Origin of the sequence: Mycobacterium neglectum, assembly GCF_002591975.1 — a bacterium.
Taxonomy (GTDB): domain Bacteria; phylum Actinomycetota; class Actinomycetes; order Mycobacteriales; family Mycobacteriaceae; genus Mycobacterium; species Mycobacterium neglectum.
This window is the reverse complement of sequence record NZ_NVQE01000016.1, coordinates 12,922-30,407: the sequence shown is the minus strand read 5'-3', so window position 1 is coordinate 30,407 and position 17,486 is coordinate 12,922. Positions and strand designations below refer to the sequence as shown.

Here is a 17,486-nt window from a genome sequence, read left to right as displayed (position 1 = left end):
GGGTGGTCGGGGATCGGCGAGTTCGTCACAGCGAAGCCATAGCGGGTTCTGTGCCCGCTCATAGAAGTCCAAAGCCATGATGGTGGAACGTCGTTGGCACGGAGTGTCTAACAAATATGAGCAGGTCGGGCCGTTATGGTTTGGTCCGTTATGAGCGACCCGTTGGGGTTGTCGATCGGGACGACCAACTTGGTTGCGGCCCGTGTCGGCAATCAACCCGTGATACGCCGTTCGGTGGTGAGCTTCGCCGACGGCTCCGTCCTGGACGGATTCGTCGAACGCGTCGGAGACCCCGTGCCATTGGTCGCACCGGACGGTGCGCCGCATCAGGCCGACCGGCTGTTGGTCGAGGCGCTGGGCGACCTGATCGACGCGACCGGCGGCCAGCCTCCGACCGAACTTGCGATCGCGGTCCCCGCCTACTGGGGAATGGCCTCGCTGCGCAGTCTGCGTACCGCATTGCGCGCCGATCCGACGCTGGCTCCGGACGGTATGCCCGCGAGGCTGGTGTCCGATGCGGTCGCCTCGCTGACGGCGTTGCAGGCCAATCCCGGATTGCCGGCCCAGGGTGTGCTGGCCTTGCTCGATTTCGGCGGTAGCGGGACGAGCATCACGCTTGCGGACGCCGGGGCGTCATTCGAGCCGATCGACGAGACCACCAGATACGCCGACTTCGCAGGCGATCAGATCGACCAGACACTGCTCAGCCACATCGTCAACGGCATCGCGGCGACGGGCGGCATCGATCCGGCCGCCACTGCCGCGGTGGGCTCACTGAGCCGGCTCAGAGAGGAATGCCGCAGCGCCAAGGAACGGCTGTCGGCGGAATCGACGACCGAAGTCCTCGCCGAACTACCCGCCTTCCGGTCGGCGATTCAGTTGACGCGAACCGAGTTGGAGTCGCTGATCGCGGCGCCGCTCGACGGTCTTGTTGATGCTGTCGAAAATACGTTGGCGCGCAACGGCATTGGCTGGACCAACATTGTAGCCGTGGTAATGGTGGGTGGTGGGGCCAGTATTCCACTTATCGCACAACGTCTTTCGGAGCGCACGAGTACCCCGGTGGTGACGACACCACAGCCCGCATTGGACGCAGCGGTGGGTGCGGCTCTTTTCGCGGCATACGGCTCGGCGGCCGAAGCGGCGACCGGGATGGCCCCGGTGGCGGCCGACGCCGCGACCGGTCTCGCGCCCGTTGCGCCCGTCCTCGACGCACCGGCAACGGAGACGTCCAACGCGCTGGCGTGGTCGCAGGACGACGACGGCGCCGACGAGCCCGTCCCTTACACCGGTGCAAGCGATTACGAAAACCCGTATGGCGCAGAGGCCATTTCGATGCGTCAGCCGGTGCAGTACGTACCCACGACCGGTGCCATCGAGCAACCTCGCACGTGGCAACGGTTGCCGCAGTTGGTGATCGGGCTGGCCGCTGCGGTCGCGTTGATCGCTGTCGGAGGCGTGGCGATCGCCTTGACCGGCGTGAGCGACAGCACCAACAAGACAGATCCGCCCAGCACCGCCAGCCCGCCGAAACCGACGAACGCCGAACCCCCGCCGCCGGCCAGCGCCGAACCGCCGGCGTCTGTCGCGCCGCCCCCGCCGGAAACGGTGACCGTCACCAGCGAGGCGCCGCCGCCACCCACGCAAGAGCCGGTCACGACATACGTGACCACCACACCACCGACGACGACCACAACGACGTCGCCGACAACCACGACCACTACGACGACCACAACCACCACCACCACAACGACGGCGACCACCACCACAACGACGTCGCCGACAACCACGACCACTACGACGACCACGATTCCGACGATGACGACGACCCACATCACGGTGCCGTTCGTACCGGTGCCGATACCGATTCAGGTGCCGAACAACCCGTTCCAACCACCGCCGCTGCCGTAGACAGCGAGTAGGGCTAGTTGGGGTACTGGTACTCCGGTTCGTGGAATCGGTTGATTATCGGAATGCGTTCCAGGATCCGGTCGCGCAGCCGCGGCTGCGGTGCCACAGGCGGAACATACGCCGGCGGTGGCGCATACGTGGGTACCGGCGGGCTGTACGCGGGCGGTGTGTTGACCGGGGCCGCGGGCGGCACGAATGCCGACGCGGGCGGAGCGGAAGGAGCGGCGACCACGATGGTCTGCGCCACCACCGGGCGGGCCGCCTTGAGCGATTCGGTGAGGTTGGCGACCTTGGTCCCGGACTGCCTGCCCGGAGGTGCCGGCTCCTCGGCCGTGGGCTCGGGGTTCGCGGCGTGGGGCTGCTCGGGCACTGACGGTGACAGGCTCAATCCGAGCGCCACCGACAGCGACACGACCAACGTCACCGCGGCCGCCACGAGAACCGCGGTCAGCGCGCGGACCGGCGACGGCTTGTGCGTCTCCGGCGTCTCCAAACCGTTGACGGCGCGGGCGGACGCCAGCGCGGCACCGCGGGCAAGTGCCAGGTCGGCTTCGGCGGCCGAGAAGACAGGTGCGTCGGTCACCGCTTCGAGTGTGGTCTTGATGAGGTCGAGGTCCTCCGCCGAGCCGACCACGAAGATCGAATCCGGCTGCCAGTCGTCGAGATCGAGCATCGCCATCACCGAACTCGGCAGCTCCACCACATCCGAGCCGTCGGAGGGACGGCTGAAGCGGTCGACAGTCACACCCCTCGAGTTGACGATGGCAACGACTGCGGCATCGGGTTCGACGATGCAGACGGCGACGTCCTCGTAGTCCGCGATACCTGCGATGCCTGACGCCAGGACGTCGCCCGCCTCGAGTTCCGAGACCGCGATCACGTTGTCGTAGCCCCTGGCCCGCACGGCTTCCAGTACCCCGGATGCTGCGTCGGTCGCCTCATTCGTCCAGGTCAAGCCGATGGCATGCATGCGACTGTCGGGCTCATCGATGAGCAGCACGTCCAGCAGATCGTCGGGGTCGACCGCTTCGGCCAAGTCGAAGGAGCCGCGGCTGATCGTGGCGCCCTCGCCCGTGATGCCCTCGACGAGCACCCAGCGCACCGCTGCGGATGTCATGGAAACACCGAGCACGAGGTCCATGGCTACCCCCGATCTTGGCCCGCGACTAGCTGCCAGTCGCTACCGAGGGTACCGCTAGGGCACTCAGAACGCGTCGGGGTCTTCGGAGACCGCCACGGGAACCGGATGTTGGTAGAGCCGCGCCGCGTTTTCCCACGTCACTTTCTTGATGATGGACTCGGGGAGGCCGTTGATCTGCTCGTGAATCTTCTTCTGGGTGTGCGGCCACGTCGAGTCGCAGTGGGGGTAATCGGCCTCGAGCAGGATGTTGTCCTCGCCGATGCGCTCGTGCTGGATGAACGACGACTGGTCCTCCACGGCGCAGAACCAGAAATTTCGTTTGAAGACCTCCGCCGGGGTCAGGCTCTCGCCGAGTGCCTTCCATGTCCCGTACATCTCGTGGTAGCTCAGCATGTGGTCGAGTCTGTCGAGGAGGCCGGCCACCCAGCCGATACCGCCTTCGGAGAGACAGATCTTGAGATCGGGGTGCCGGGTGCACAGCCCGGAGTACAGCCAGTCGACGGCCGCGGAGATCGCGTAGGCGAAGAACAGCACGCCCTGTACGTCGGGCGGAGCGTCCGCGGTGGTCGACGGCGACGTGCCTGACGATCCGATGTGCAGATTCACCACGGTTCCGGTGTCCGCGCACGCCGCCATCAGCGGCTCCCAGTAACCCGAGTGGATCGTCGGCAGCCCGAGCATCGCCGGGTTCTCGCTGAACGACACCGCGTGATAGCCGCGCTCGGCGTTCTCGTAGATCATTTTCGCGCCGACCTCGGGATCCAGCAGCCACGGCAACTGACACGGAATGATCCGATCGGGATAGGCGCCTGCCCACGCCTCGATGTGCCAGTCGTTCCATGCCCGCACGGACGCCATCGCAAGGTCGCGGTCATCGGTGACCTGCTGTAGTCGCTGGCCAGCGAAACCGGGCAGGAAGGACGGAAAGTTGAGCGACGCATACACGCCGTTGAGATCCATGTCCTTGACGCGTGCATGGATATCCCATGCGCCGCGGCGCATTTCGTCGAACCGGGCAGGCTCGAAACCGTACTCGGACACCGGCCGTCCCACCACCGCGTTGAAGCCCACATTCGGCAGCGAGTGGCCGTCGTACATCCACGTCTGACCGCCGTCCTCGGTGTCGACGACCCGCGGTGCGCGGTCGACGAACTTGCGTGGCACCCGCCCGTCGAAGGTGTCCGGAGGTTCGACGATGTGATCGTCGACGGAGATCACGGTGTATCTCCGCTCGGCCCGCTCGGGCTCGGGCAGGAATGTCACGGTGCGGTCGGCGCCCGTCTTCGCGGTCGTGAAGTTGAGATTCGCCGCCATGTCATCGATGGAAGTCATTGGCAGTCCTCGATTCCTGTCATCGGTTGGGCTATCAGTTCAAAACGTCGGGGTCGGCCTTGATGGTCATGCGGGCGGCGCCCGCCCAGTAGACGTCGGCGGCGCGTTCGATCAGCGACTCCTGCATGCCGACCATGTCGCCGCGGTTCATCTTGGACGGTGCCCGCCCGGTGAGCATCACGTCGTAGGCCAGTCGGCAGACGCGTTCGATGGACACCGCCCGGTAGACCGCCTCGGCGAGGTTGCGCCCGGCGGCGATGACACCGTGGTTCGCGAGGACGATGAGGTTGGCCGATCCAATCTGCTGTGCGAGTTCGCTTGCTCGCCAAGGGGCATCGATCTCACCGTCGTAGTCCTCGACGAGATACATGTCGTCGAGGAACAGCGATCCGGTCTGATGCACGAGTTCGGGCAGGATGCCCAGTGCTGCGATAAGGGTGACGTAGTAGGGATGGTTGTGGATCACGACGCGGGCGTCGGGCCGGATCCGGTGCAGTTCGGTGTGCAGGTGGATTGCGGGTGTCACGTCCCAGCGGCCGCGGACCACGCGGGCGTCCTCGTCGACCACGCAGATGTCGGAGGCCGTCAACTCCTGCCACCACAGGCCCCACGGATTGACGAACATGTCGCTTTGTCCGTCCGGCTGCCACGTGATGTGCCCGGCCATGTTCTCCGCGAAGCCGATATCGGCGAGGTGCCGGAATGCGACGGCCATCAGTTGTTCGTCGCGAAGGTCGGCACCGATCGGCGGTGTCTTCGACGGCGACCAGACGTCAAGGCCGCCCCGTCGAACTTCCTCTGTGGTCATGATCCCTCCCGAATCCGTTCGCGAAGTTGACCTTTGGCGACCTTGCCGCCGGACGAGCGTGGTAGCTCATCGAGAACTTCTAGTCGCTCCGGCAGCAACTCCTTGGAGACACCGGCAGCCAACAGGTGCTCCACGAGTGTCGGCAGGTCAAGAGCATCGGCCTGCTTGAGCTCGGCGTAGACGCAGACTCGTTCGCCGAAGACGGGGTCGGGCATCGCGACGGCGGCCGCCACGGCGACGGCGGGATGCGTCGCCACGGCTTCCTCGACCTGGACCGCGCTGATGTTCTTGCCGCCGCGAAGGATGAAGTCCGATGTCCGGCCGGTGAGCGTGAGATAGCCGTCGGCATCGAGTTCACAGATGTCACCCATCCGCATCCAGCCGTCCTTGGTGAACAACTGGTCGTGGTCGGTGCCGCCGAGATAACCCAGAGACAGTGCAGGCCCTCGGCATGCCGGCTGCCCGCGCCCGGACTCGGTGACGTCGCGATCCCCGTCGAACAACCGCACAGCCATCTCCGGCACGATTCGACCGGCGGTGCGCAACCGGCGGTCCAACGAATCCGAAAGCGTGGTGGCGCTGAGCATGCCCGTCTCGTTGGAGCCGTAGAACTGCAGGATCGTCACGCCGGTCAGTTCCTCGAAGCGTGCGGCCTGCGTGTACGGCAGTGGCTCACCGCCGGTGAACACGACGCGCAGGCTACTCAGGTCGTGGTCCCGCGAGGCCGGATCGGCGAGGATCATCGCCAGTTGCGTACTGACACAACACAACACCGTTACGCGGTGGCGTTCGATCGCCGCGCACGTCGCGGCGGGATCGAAGCGCTCGATGCGGACCGTGGTCGCGCCCAGGTGGATGGGTGTGGTGTGCGACGTCCAGATCCCGAAGCCGTAGGGCGTCGGGATGATCGGCAGGAAAACGTCGTCCGCGGTGAGCGCGCCGTTGGCGACCGCCTTGAGATGGAAGTAGTGCCAACGGTTCTGGGTGTGCACGACACATTTGGGCATACCCGTGGTGCCCGATGTGGAGTTGATCAGAAAGACGTCGTCCGAACCGGCAGGTGAGAGGTCCGAGTTCGAATCCGTTCGCGGAAGCGTGTCAACCTCGAGTTCGGCGCCAAGGGCGACCACGGGCAGCGACGGACCGGCGGCCTCTGTAGCGAGCCGGTGTCGTTGGGTGTCCGCAACCAGGAGGGTCGGCTGGGTCGTCCGCAGGATCTGCTCGGCCTCGCGGACGCCGACACGGGATCCCAGACCGACGACAGCAGCGCCGCAGCGCTCGATGGCGACCAGCGCGATGTGGATCGCCGCGCTGTCCTTGTGCCATAGACCGACGCGGTCTGAAGGTGTGACGCCGAGACGCTGCAGATCGCAGGCCAGGTTGGTGGCGGCCCGGTCGAACTCGGCCCAGGTGAACTGGCGTCCGGCGATGTCGGGTGTGAAGTCGACGTAGGCGGGTCGGTCCGGTGACGAGGCGGCGTTGCCACGCACGCAGTCGGACAGTGTGACGTCCGACCACCAGCCCGCGGCCCGGTACTGCGCCGCTTCGGCGCTTGTCACGGCGGCTGCGTCGACGCTCATCACCAAATCATATGAAAATGAGGAGCGCGGTCAACGGTGGGTTTCCGGCGGGGTGTTCGGCCAGTTCCGCAGCATCGAGGGATCGACGACGCCCGATGAGCCCGGGTAGTGCTGCGCATCGATGAGATGCGCCGCGGCCAGGTCGTACGCGCGGCGCGCATCACCGTCGTCGATCGCATCGATCACCTGCCGGTGGTCTTCCAGCACTGCCAGGCGTTCATCGACGGGCACGATGCTGCCGTCCGCGACCCGGCTCGACCAGCTCGTCTCGTGCGCCGACCACAGCATCTCCAGCGCCCCGGCGAGGATGATCATGGTCTGGTTGCCGCACAGCGCTACGAGTGACTCATGGAACCGCCTGCTGGCCGATGTCACCATCAGCAGGTCCTCGACGGCCGCGACGGCGCCGGCATGCACCTGTCGCAGCAGCGGGACCACGGCCGTGCCGCGATCGGCACGCTGAGCGCACAGGCCCGCGCACGCCGGCTCGACTTGGAGGAGCGCGTTGCCGACGTCGGAGAGGCCCACCTCCTGGGATCCCAGGACCAGGCCGACGGTGTAGGCGACATTCGCGGCATTGGGCCTGCGCACCACGGCACCGCCGAGCTTTCCGCGACGGACGCGCAGCAGCCCTTCAGCCTCGAGAATGCGCATCGCCTCGCGCAGCGAGGGCTTACTGACCGGGAACTCGAGAAGGAGCTCATCCTCTTTGGGAAGGATGCTGCCGTCGGCCAGCTCACCTCGCAGAATGCGTCGCCGGAGCTCGTCGGCGACCTGCTCGGCAAGGCGGCGAAACTGAATCGTCGGCTCTGCCACGAATCGATTGTCCACGTATCAATCGCCGAACAGGCCGTTGGTCGCCGATAACGGACAGATAACAAATTTATCTCAGGCCGGTGACCAGCGGAAACATCGCTGCAGGTGGGGCCCTTGCTGTGTTATCGCTCAATTACGGTTATGGTGCTCTGCGTGGGTCGGCACTCATTAGCCAAAAAGCGACGTAAGTCGCCTGTTGTCCTGGCTTCAGTGCTCGGTCCGGCGGCCGTCTTCTTCGCGGTAGGCGCCGATATGCAACCGCAGAAGCATCCGGTCCAGAGCGCTCCGGTCGACGAGGTCGCGCCCTGGAACGTCGAGATCGTGGCCGCCGCGCCGACCGCGCCGCTGCCGGCGCAGATCGTCGGTCAGGTCAGCTTGAGCTCCGGTCCCGACACCGTCATCGCGGCATCGCGGTACCGCACCGTCGATCGCACGCTGCCCATCGGACTCGCTCCCGAGCGCGGCCTTCAGGTCAAGACGATCCTGGCGTCCCGCGCCATCACGGCGGCCTTCCCCGAGATTCGCAGCATCGGTGGCGTTCGGCCCGATTCGCTGAGGTGGCATCCGAACGGCCTGGCGCTCGACGTGATGATTCCCAACGCCGGTTCCGCGCAGGGCATCGCGCTCGGAGACGAGATCGTGTCGTACGTGTTGCGCAACGCGTCCCGGTTCGGGATGCAGGACGCCATCTGGCGCGGTGTGTACTACACCCCCAACGGGGCGCAACGAGGCGGCGGCTACGGCCATTACGACCACGTTCACATCACCACAACCGGCGGCGGATACCCCTCCGGCGATGAGAACTACTTCCGCTGAGTTCCGGTAAGCCGCGGGCAGTCAAGGGCGGAACGTCACCCCGCCGTCCACACTGATCGTCTGTGCGGTGATGAAGCTGCCGTCGTCTGATAGCAGCAGCGCACCCACTGCGGCGACATCGTTCGGATTGCCGAAGCGCGACTTGATCATCTGACGGGCACGTGTCTGCTCGACGATGCCGTCGGGCATCCACTGCTCGTCGAACTTGTAGTGCCAGATCAGGCCCGGGGCAATGGCATTGGCGCGAATGCCCTTCGGGCCGTACTTGCGGGCGATGTGACGCATCAGCGCCAGTTCGGCCGCCTTGCTCATCGCATAGGACACGCGGGTGCCCGCACCGTTGTACGCGTCGATCGATGCGGTGAAAACGATTGATCCGCCGCCACTTTCGATCATCGGTGGTATCGCGTGCTTGGCGCAGATCACGAAACCGCGTGTATTGACCCGCATTACCTCGTCGAACGCCTCCAGCGGAAGATCGACAACACCGCCGGGCAGATAGGCGTCCGCGGCGTTGGTGAAGTTCACGTGCATGCCGTCGAGCCGGCCGAAGGTATCCACCGCGAGCTTGACGATCGAGATGACCGACTCCTCGTCGGCGCCGTCGAGCGCCGCCCCGCGTATCCGTTCGGGGTCGACCTCGGCGACGACGTGCGACACCGTCTCCGGGTCGAGGTCACCGACCACGAGCCGGGCCCCCTCGTCGGCATAGCGGCGCGCCAAGCCGTTTCCGATGCCGCCGAGTCCGGCGACGATGACGACCTTGTTCTCCAGCTGTCCCGACACGACAGACATATTGCCCGAGGGCCTACCGAGCCCGTGCGGTGTGGCCCCTGCATTCCGCCCATAAGGGGGCGGTGGCGGCTTATCGTTGCGCAGGCTGCACTTTCGGGAGGTTGAGTTGGACGCGACGCCGTTCGGGCGCTACAAGTTGGTCGAATTGCTGGGCCGGGGCGGTATGGGCGACGTTTGGCGCGCCTATGACACGGTGACCGACCGCGTGGTGGCGGTGAAAGTCCTGCCCGCTCATCTGGCCGACGATCAGACGTTCCAGGAACGTTTCCGTCGCGAGGCTCGAGCGGCCGCGGGGCTCAACAATCCTCACGTGGTGCCGATCCACGACTTCGGCGAGATCGACGGCCGCCTGTTCGTGGACATGAGGCTGATCGAGGGCGAGGATCTCGGCACGCTCCTGCGCTCGGGTCCGCTTCCCCCTCAACGTGCCATCAAGATCATCGAACAGATCGCGTTGGCACTGTTCGCTGCCCACCGGATCGGACTGGTGCACCGCGACGTCAAGCCCTCGAACATCCTCGTCACCGAGGATGACTTCGCCTACCTGATCGACTTCGGTATAGCCCGGGTCGCGGGCGAGGCGGGGCTCACCGACACGGGAGCCGCTGTGGGTACCTGGGCCTACATGGCTCCCGAGCGGTTCTCGACCGGGTCGGCCGACGCGCGGGCCGATGTCTATGCGCTCACGTGTGTGCTGTATGAGGCGCTCACTGGTGAATCTCCTTTCCCGGCAAAGACACTCGAGCAGATCGCCACCGCGCATATGCTCCAACCTCCGCCGAAGCCGTCGATGGTCAGGCCGCAGATTCCCCAGGCGATGGACCAGGTGATCACCACCGGCATGGCCAAGGAACCCGACCAGCGTTATGCCTCGACCAAGGATCTCGCGACCGCCGCCCGCGCAGCGGTCGGCGCGCAGCAGGATCGCACCGAGGCCGCGCCGCCGGCGTGGACGGCGCAGCCGACCGGGCAGCTGAACCAGCCCGGACCGACGATGGCGGCCCGGCCACCGGAGCCGACTGAGCGTCTGCATCGACCCGACCCGGCGGCGTTCGCCGCCGCGACTCAGTACCGAACGCCTGCCGGGCAGGGTCCGCCGCCGGCGCCCTCGGCCCCGCCGTCGGGGCGGCGGAGAAACATTCTGCTGGCTTCGGCCGCGGCGCTACTCGTCGTGATCGTGGCCGTCGCTGCCGTGATCATGTTCACCGGTGACTCCGACTCGCCATCGACAAACACCGCGTCGTCGTCGCCGTCGGACACGCCGTCGCCGTCCACGGGGCAGCCGCCTGCTGCGCCGACTGCGTCCGGCGGGGGGATGTTCAACGGTCCGCAGCCGTGGAACTCCGACGTCTCCGGTGTTCCGAAGTCCGACCGCAGCGACGCGATCATCGGTGCACTCAGCGCAGCGGGCGGGTGGGGCACCGACAACAGGCTCCAGATCGACTTCTCGAACGCCGTCTTCTTCGCCGACGGCAGCACCCCGCGGATGCAGGTCGCCGGCACCGAGGACTACTGCTTCGGAGGCCCGGCCTGCGATCCGGTGCCCGCCGAGATGCCGGTCCCGGAGAACGCCAACATCGGCGGATCCCCGGATCTTCAGTGCGATATCACCGGAAACACCGAGGGCCAGGGCGACTGCCAACTGCTCGTCGTCGACCGCGAAGGTCAGCGGCTGTACGAGACGTACCAGTCGACGAAGGAGGGCGAGGGCCTGGCGACCGCGGCCTTCTTCGTCTGGGACCTGAACAAGCAGTACCCGGACAACCTGCGCGGCGATCAGTGCACCAGCGCAGATGCAGGCGGGTTCCCGATCTCCGCCATGACACCCACTGCCGACGAAGTCGCCTCGGGCTCAATCGATCACGCGATCCGGTTCATCCTGCCCAACGACCGGATAAGGGCAGGGGTGTACGTGCACCCGGCGAGCCACGCCGGTGGCCCCGAAAGCCTCGACCCCAATGCGCCGCCCTATGGCGTGCGGTTCCGACTGAAGGCCGACTTCGACCAGACGGGCTACACGGACTCGCAGAAGGTGGTGATCAAGGCTCTGCAGACCCACGGCATGCTGCTGGCCGACGGCGGCCAGGTGCCGCTCACCTTCGCCGACGACCGAACCAGCAACGCCAAATGGGCGGATTTGGGTATTGCCGCCGATACCTTCCGCGCGATCACACCCGAGGCGTTCGAGGTCGTGGAACTCGGACCCGATATCCCGTTGACGTACGACTGCGTCCGTAATCGATAGCGATTTCATCCCGCCGGTCACACGTGCAATGCGGTGAACGGCGCGAACGGCAGGTTGCGAACCACGAACCACAGCGTGACGAGAACCATTGTCACGGTGGCGGCCCAGCGGTGGTGCTGCCAGCCGGAGACCTTGCGACCCACGATGCTGCCGTACGTCCATACGACAAAGGCGACGATCAGGAATCCGAGCGCGACGACAGCGAGCGCGTTGAACCGCACCGCTGACAGGAAGTCGAAGTGCAGCAGCGAATAGATCATCCGAAGGGTGCCGCAGCCCGGGCAGTCAATGCCCAGAAGGGCTTTCGTCGGGCACAGCGGTAGGAAGCCGCCCGGTGTGGTCGGATCGCCGATCCACACAACCGCACACGCACCTGCCGCCAAGGCGCCCACCAACAGTGGGCCGCCGAGGCGGACAGGCACGTTGTGCCGAAGCGGAGTGGAGATCAGTAGTCGGTCGTTGTCGTCGTATCGAAGTCCATGTTGACCGCACCGACGGCGATCAGGATGCCGTAGATCACGAATACGACGATGCCGGCGATGAGGCCCCACATCGCCCACTTCTTCGCGGCGGCGGACGACGCCTGCGCTGCGTCGTACTGGCCCTGCGCCCAGAGACCGTTCACCTGGCTCGCCTTGACGATCGAGACGATGCCGAACGGGAGACAGCAGAACAATGTCACCAGAATGGCGAAAACAAGGTGTGTGCTTGGCTGCGCGCCCTGCGGTTGCGGAGGCGGGTAATTGCCAGGCGGAGGTTGTGTCATCGTCGTCTTCCTGTTAAGGCCGTTAGGACGGAAAGCGGTGCTAACGGTACCGGACAGATGTCCAGAAAAAGGGGAAAAACAAGATCAATTGACGCTGTCGAAATGATTGCAAAAAAGTAGCGCTCACCTGGTGTTTTTGCATACGCAAGAGTCGGATTGGGAAGCCGGACGGTATAGGTTACGCGGCCCTTCGGCTGAATGCCGTTGCGCGCCTAGTCTGGCAAGCATGACCACGCCGAAGTCGCCTGATTATCCCCAGATGGCCGCGGTACGCGGTCGCATCGAACCGGGTCCGCGTCGGGTGCGCGGCTTTCTGGATTCGGAGTTGGTGTTCGACACGATCTCGGCACGCTATGTGTGGGAGGTGCCGTATTACCCCCAGTACTACATACCGGTCTCGGATGTCCGCGCCGATGTACTCCGCAATGTTCCGGCGGCGAAGGTCTTCAATGATGGCGACTTCGCCGGGCTGGTCCGGTTCCGATGGGACACGTTGGACTGGTTCGAAGAGGACGAGCCGATTTACGGCCATCCCCGGAACCCGTACGTGCGCGTGGATGCGCTACGGTCCCACCGCCACGTCACGGTTGCTCTGAATGGTGTCGAAGTGGCCGACACCCAATGCCCGGTAATGGTTTTCGAGACCGGACTGCCCACCCGCTACTACATCGACCGCACCGACGTGGCATTCGAACATCTCGAGCCGTCGACCACGCAGACGCTGTGCCCCTACAAGGGCGTCACTTCGGCTTACTGGTCGGTGCACGTTGGAGACGCGTCAGTCGCCGACCTCGCGTGGACCTACGAGACGCCGCTGCCTGCGGTGGCGCCGATCGCGAACATGGTGGCGTTCTACAACGAGAAACTCGACATCACTGTCGACGGCGTACAACTCGCGCGACCGAGCACCCATTTCAGCTAGGTGATCGTCCCAGAACGGGTCAGCCGACCTTTTGCAGCTGGAATGGGCTCTGGGTCAGAATTCCGCCCGCACAGCCGTAATTGGAATCTGACGACAACACGCCACCCAGCGTCGCCGGGTCGACCGAGATCGACACGACGGCCGGTTCGTAGTGCCCGTCGTCGCAGGTGAGGCCGCCCGGCTTCGAGACCGTGAAGTTCCAGCGACCGCCGGAAAGCGTGGTGGGAGTCTGCCAGCCCTGGTTGCTGGTGACCGTGCCGGTACAGCCGGCGGCGCCGCAACTCGTCGCGAAGGTCCAGACGTTGTAGGGGTCGCCGTCGGTTGAGCCGTAGACGCCGTTCAGTAGCGGCGGGTCGGCGGTTGCCGTGCCGGCGAGTGCAAGGCCCGCGATTGCCGGCGCGGCGACGGCAGTGGCCAGTGTGCGCAAGACCCGCAAAACGTTAGTCATAGTGATTCGCAACTTAAAGGGCGTGTCGGCCCGATTGCCGCTGGCGGGGCTCGCGATTCCCGGTTGTGGCCATCATGTCGCCGAATCGCAATCTCTGGAGCCGATGACGGGAATCGAACCCGCGTATTCAGCTTGGGAAGCTATTTCCACGCCCGAACGCATGAGCGATAACCGCTGGTAGATGGGCCGCATAGCAAACCCAAATTGCAACGCTAGCTGCAGCTCCGGTACGGCTAGCGCACTACCCCGGTACGGGTGCGGTACGCCCGGAGTACGGCTGCGCTCAAGGGACCGTTAAGGGACGGGGACACGCACCATGACACGCCCCGACCTGTCGGCGGTCCCTGGGAGAATGCTCTTCCGTGAAGAGCACGTACAGCATTGAGCTCCGTGACGGCGGGGTGCACTTAACGGAGCAATCGCCTGAGGGCGTGATCAAGAAGATCGTGCAGGTGCCGGACGACCTCGGGAAGGAACTCGCGCACCTGAATCTGCATCTGACTGATCTGGGCTTCGCCGTGGAGTGTCTTGATGAACTCGACGGGCTCGGCTACAGCGCCGAAGGCGGTATCACGCGCCAGGCTCTGTGGCACTCGGCGCTCGTGGCGGCCTTTAAGTGCTTTGGCAATAGCAAGGCCCGCAGCCGTCTCGTCACCGAGACCATCTATACGGATGCGAAGCAACTCGAAGCCTGCGAGTACTGGCTGAACTTGCGGAACAAGAACATCGTTCATGACGACAATGACTGGACACAGTCGCATGTCATGGCGGTTGTTCGGGAGTACGAGTACGAGCCGCAAATTGACAACATCTACGTCATCACCCGTACTGGCTGGACCCACGCTCAAAACGCAAATAATGGCCGAGCTGAACGCCTGGCCCTACGACGACGTGGACGCGCTGCCCCCGGTCAACATGCCGGATCCAACAGATGAATCTATCGGCCAGACGCGTTTCTCCCCGCCGAAATAGCCTGTGCCGCCGTACGGCCTCGCTCCACCGCTCCCACATGCGCGCGCCCGGCGCGGGCTAGTTGTTGATCGACCCACTCGTGTAGCCCCGGCAGGGCCGCGTCGATAGCGGCGAAGGTGGCCGCGAACTCACCGTTGTAGTACGGGTCGGCAACGTCCGGTACGTCGGGCCGTCCTGCCCACTTTGGGTCGAATGCTCGCAGCAGCGCCAACCGCTCACCGGGCACCCCGCCGTAGTCGGCCAGATGCGCCAAGTGCTTGCGGCCCGCACACACCAGCAAGTCAGCACGCAGGTGTGCGGCGGTGAGTTGGCTAGTTCGGTGGCTTGGGGCGGGGTAGCCGTGTTGACGGAGTACCGGCGTAGCTCGTGGGTCTAAGCCGCGACTTTTGCGCCAGGCGAAGGTGCCCGCGCTGTTGATGTGAACCGCGTCAGCTAGGCCGCGTGCGGCGATCTGTTGCGCGAACATGATTTCGGCCATTGGCGAGCGGCAGATGTTGCCCGAGCAGATGAAGGTGATGTGTAGCGGCATTACGGTGCCCGGCCTGCCAGCACGCCGCAAGCCGTCATAGTGGCCCGCTGTTGGGACTTAATGGCCTCGCGCACCTGCGCCATCGGAGAAGCAGCGGGTTGCCCGAATGCACGCTCTACCGCCGCCAAGGTTGTTAGGTCGAGCCCCTGCACGACGGGAAGGGCATATGCGCCAACAAATCTCTCTGGGCTGACGGGGCAAACAATGGCAAGCGCTTCGTACCGAGCGCATCTCATGGATGTGATGCTCGGCTCAACGTAGCCGTAGTCTTGCTCGAATGGCCCGTGCACCCGACCGAAGGTCAACGCGAAGGTAGTGGCGAAGTCGCCGCCAACCCACGAGCCCCACTTGCACCAGTTGGCCGTCCGCTTGATGTCGATTGTAAGCGGCATGAAATACACGCCGTCTAATACACCGTTGCGCGGCAGCGGTATTCGACCAATCCACGGCGACACCAAGCGATTGCCATCCACCGTGTAACAACGCCAGCCATATCTAGGATCCATGGACAAACTCGTGCTCTCGTTCGACCGCTAGCAGCAAGTCCTCGGACAGCAGGCCGTCCACGACAGGCATGTCGTAGTGTTGAGGGTCAATGGAACCCGCCGACGCCAGGATCGCAAGTGCCTGGTAGCGGGTGGATTTCAGCGAGCCGGTACGTGGCATCGTGGGGTCATCTTCAAATGGGCCTTGGACAGTGCCGAAGGTGAGCGCGAAGCTGTACCACTTCTGGTGCGCAATCATCATGGCTGTTGACCAGATGTGCTCGGCGCGTGGGATAAAGTACACCTGGTCTAAAACGCCGTTGCGGGGCAGTGGGATTCGGCCAACAATCGGCGAGTACAGCCTGTTGTTCTCGACCCTGTACCAACGCCAGCCGTGCGTCGGCTCAATGGGCAATCTGATCACCGGCATAACCCCGTGGCGCGCCGCTACGCCGGTACCGGCCTCGGGGTGGGTCGACCATATCTGGTGACCGCCCGACGTACTGCCCACCCTCACTGGGCGGGGCGAGTTCCTTGCCAGGTGGCACGGGGCCGGGACCAAAACCGAATTCTGTTGCGCCACAATCGTCTGCACCCTTAGCGTGCTCTTTGTCGCCGTACCACTTTTCGTTGAAGCCCATCGTGGTTACCTGTGAACCGTCATGACAGGCGCGGTGTAGCTGGCCGACCCGGTGATTTGAATGGCGACCGCTGCGCCCCGGTGTCGAACACCAGTACCGAACCCGCGAGCGTAAAAGTGTTCCTGGATGGGATACGGCCCGACGCCAGGGATCACGCGAAGTCCACGATAGGCGGGATTCTTGTGCTCGCGGAACCCCACCACGTTGTCGCTGCCGTTGGCGCCGCCCGTAGCGGCAATGATCACATAACCCGCTGGCACGAAGTAGCTTTCGATCAGCAATGCTGAACCATACGACCCCAGGACCGGCTGGCCGAGATAGTCGGGCGGCGGTGCAGCGCCCTCCACATGCTCGTGTGTGATACGGGCGGGTGCGTTGCTGCTGACGATGAAGTCGTACTTGGGCAACGGGCCGCCAGTGCGGTACTCCTTGCCCGCGCGCCACGACGTAATCAGCGAGGTCTGCACGTCTGCCGGATTCATCAACAGCACGAACCGCCCGGTCTGAACCCCGTACCCGTGCTCGCGCACATGGTTGATCCCGGCCTCGACATGGAGGCTGTCGAGCGTTGTCGTCGTAGTCGTGAGGTAGTGCTTGTGCGTCGAGTCGAAGGTTTTGCCAATGTAATCCGGCGGTTTCATATCGCCGTTGTACAACCCATAGCAGTTGTGACCCCAATCATTCACGCGCACAGTGGGATCGAGAAGTCTCTGAAGGATCGAGCCATTGACCAGCTGATTGTCACCAGCGATAATACGGGCCACCCGGTTGGTTACCTGCTCGCTGTCGGCCTCGCGCAAATAGCGCCACGACATACGGCTGGCTATGTCAAAATCTTTCCAGCCGTAACCAAGAGTTAGGTAAGACGGATCTGAAATGCCAACGGGGGTACCGAATTCCGTAGCTTCCTCCAGGAGAGGCACTTCCTGGCCCTGGGGGATGGCGTCGGCTACGTTGGCGGTTCTGAAGGCGAGTAGTCCTGCAAGTGCAGACTTCTGGGCGTTGTACAACGAAAGTGCGTCGTTGATTTCCAGCCAGACATCCTCAAGGCTCGTCCCGTCGTTGAGACGGTTCACCAAGACGTCTCCGCGCGTGGCAGTTCCGTGCCTGTTGCCTTCGCCGCCCCATACGCGGAATAGTTGCTTCGCCATCTTTCGGCCTCTCTGCTCTAGTGCTTTAGCGGAGACCCTACGCCGGAGATGCGTTGTCGCGCTGAGCTAAAGCCGCATGTGTGGCTAGCGAGGGCGCTACCGGGCGGCGAAAACGTCGGGACCGGGTA

17 protein-coding genes are annotated in these 17,486 nt (G+C 64.6%); 5 read left to right on the top strand and 12 right to left on the bottom strand.

Going from position 1 to position 17,486, the window contains the following annotated elements:
* The first annotated feature begins 150 nt into the window (after positions 1-150).
* Positions 151-1,911, top strand: a complete 1,761-nt coding sequence (locus CSQ99_RS14500) for an Hsp70 family protein (RefSeq protein ID WP_099039742.1) — start codon at positions 151-153, stop codon at positions 1,909-1,911.
* 13 nt (positions 1,912-1,924) lie between these two features.
* Here CSQ99_RS14500 and CSQ99_RS14495 read toward each other — a convergent pair whose 3' ends face one another.
* The 5 genes from CSQ99_RS14495 to CSQ99_RS14475 all read right to left on the bottom strand — a co-directional run bounded on the left by CSQ99_RS14495 (position 1,925) and on the right by CSQ99_RS14475 (position 7,588).
* Complete coding sequence (locus CSQ99_RS14495) at positions 1,925-3,052, bottom strand: DUF7159 family protein (protein WP_099039741.1); 1,128 nt, start codon at positions 3,050-3,052, stop codon at positions 1,925-1,927.
* A 63-nt stretch (positions 3,053-3,115) separates the two neighbouring features.
* A complete protein-coding gene (locus tag CSQ99_RS14490; RefSeq protein WP_099039740.1) occupies positions 3,116-4,384 on the bottom strand; it encodes an amidohydrolase family protein in 1,269 nt (422 codons plus the stop codon).
* Between the two features lie 34 nt (positions 4,385-4,418).
* Positions 4,419-5,192, bottom strand: coding sequence for a class II aldolase/adducin family protein (locus tag CSQ99_RS14485; RefSeq protein ID WP_099039739.1), 774 nt, complete (start codon positions 5,190-5,192; stop codon positions 4,419-4,421).
* Positions 5,189-6,772 (bottom strand): class I adenylate-forming enzyme family protein, encoded by a 1,584-nt coding sequence (locus tag CSQ99_RS14480; protein ID WP_099039738.1) that lies wholly within the window; start codon positions 6,770-6,772, stop codon positions 5,189-5,191. Before CSQ99_RS14480 ends, CSQ99_RS14485 begins: the two co-directional genes overlap by 4 nt.
* A 30-nt stretch (positions 6,773-6,802) precedes the next feature.
* Positions 6,803-7,588 (bottom strand): FadR/GntR family transcriptional regulator, encoded by a 786-nt coding sequence (locus tag CSQ99_RS14475; protein ID WP_099039822.1) that lies wholly within the window; start codon positions 7,586-7,588, stop codon positions 6,803-6,805.
* 153 nt (positions 7,589-7,741) lie between these two features.
* Here CSQ99_RS14475 and CSQ99_RS14470 point away from each other — a divergent pair, with 153 nt between their 5' ends.
* Complete coding sequence (locus tag CSQ99_RS14470) at positions 7,742-8,404, top strand: VldE C-terminal domain-containing protein (protein WP_245908910.1); 663 nt, start codon at positions 7,742-7,744, stop codon at positions 8,402-8,404.
* Between the two features lie 21 nt (positions 8,405-8,425).
* Here CSQ99_RS14470 and CSQ99_RS14465 read toward each other — a convergent pair whose 3' ends face one another.
* Positions 8,426-9,199, bottom strand: coding sequence for an SDR family NAD(P)-dependent oxidoreductase (locus CSQ99_RS14465; protein WP_099039736.1), 774 nt, complete (start codon positions 9,197-9,199; stop codon positions 8,426-8,428).
* A gap of 106 nt (positions 9,200-9,305) precedes the next feature.
* Here CSQ99_RS14465 and CSQ99_RS14460 point away from each other — a divergent pair, with 106 nt between their 5' ends.
* Positions 9,306-11,444: a serine/threonine-protein kinase gene (locus CSQ99_RS14460; protein WP_099039735.1), complete on the top strand. Its 2,139-nt coding sequence runs from the start codon at positions 9,306-9,308 to the stop codon at positions 11,442-11,444.
* Positions 11,445-11,461: 17 nt separating this feature from the next.
* Here CSQ99_RS14460 and CSQ99_RS14455 read toward each other — a convergent pair whose 3' ends face one another.
* Together CSQ99_RS14455 and CSQ99_RS14450 are read right to left on the bottom strand one after the other, a co-directional pair.
* Positions 11,462-11,866, bottom strand: a complete 405-nt coding sequence (locus CSQ99_RS14455; RefSeq protein ID WP_176561030.1) for a DUF2752 domain-containing protein — start codon at positions 11,864-11,866, stop codon at positions 11,462-11,464.
* A gap of 23 nt (positions 11,867-11,889) precedes the next feature.
* Positions 11,890-12,210 carry a CD225/dispanin family protein gene (locus CSQ99_RS14450; RefSeq protein WP_099039734.1) on the bottom strand — a complete coding sequence of 107 codons (321 nt, stop codon included), beginning with the start codon at positions 12,208-12,210 and terminating at the stop codon, positions 11,890-11,892.
* Positions 12,211-12,436: 226 nt separating this feature from the next.
* Between CSQ99_RS14450 and CSQ99_RS14445 the strand changes: the two genes are divergently transcribed.
* Complete coding sequence (locus CSQ99_RS14445) at positions 12,437-13,132, top strand: DUF427 domain-containing protein (RefSeq protein WP_099039733.1); 696 nt, start codon at positions 12,437-12,439, stop codon at positions 13,130-13,132.
* 19 nt (positions 13,133-13,151) lie between these two features.
* Here CSQ99_RS14445 and CSQ99_RS14440 read toward each other — a convergent pair whose 3' ends face one another.
* Positions 13,152-13,580, bottom strand: coding sequence for a hypothetical protein (locus CSQ99_RS14440; protein WP_099039732.1), 429 nt, complete (start codon positions 13,578-13,580; stop codon positions 13,152-13,154).
* Positions 13,581-13,942: 362 nt separating this feature from the next.
* On the opposite strand from CSQ99_RS14440, the gene CSQ99_RS14435 reads away from it, so the two are divergent.
* Positions 13,943-14,515 carry a hypothetical protein gene (locus CSQ99_RS14435; protein ID WP_099039731.1) on the top strand — a complete coding sequence of 191 codons (573 nt, stop codon included), beginning with the start codon at positions 13,943-13,945 and terminating at the stop codon, positions 14,513-14,515.
* A 2-nt stretch (positions 14,516-14,517) separates the two neighbouring features.
* Here CSQ99_RS14435 and CSQ99_RS14430 read toward each other — a convergent pair whose 3' ends face one another.
* The 3 genes from CSQ99_RS14430 to CSQ99_RS14410 form a co-directional block, all read right to left on the bottom strand.
* Entirely contained in the window at positions 14,518-15,081 is a 564-nt protein-coding gene (locus tag CSQ99_RS14430; protein WP_099039730.1) for an arsenate reductase/protein-tyrosine-phosphatase family protein, read from the bottom strand.
* Positions 15,082-15,576: 495 nt separating this feature from the next.
* Positions 15,577-15,990 carry a hypothetical protein gene (locus CSQ99_RS30700; protein WP_141562676.1) on the bottom strand — a complete coding sequence of 138 codons (414 nt, stop codon included), beginning with the start codon at positions 15,988-15,990 and terminating at the stop codon, positions 15,577-15,579.
* 222 nt (positions 15,991-16,212) lie between these two features.
* Positions 16,213-17,358 (bottom strand): hypothetical protein, encoded by a 1,146-nt coding sequence (locus CSQ99_RS14410; RefSeq protein ID WP_099039726.1) that lies wholly within the window; start codon positions 17,356-17,358, stop codon positions 16,213-16,215.
* Between the last annotated feature and the right edge of the window lie 128 nt (positions 17,359-17,486).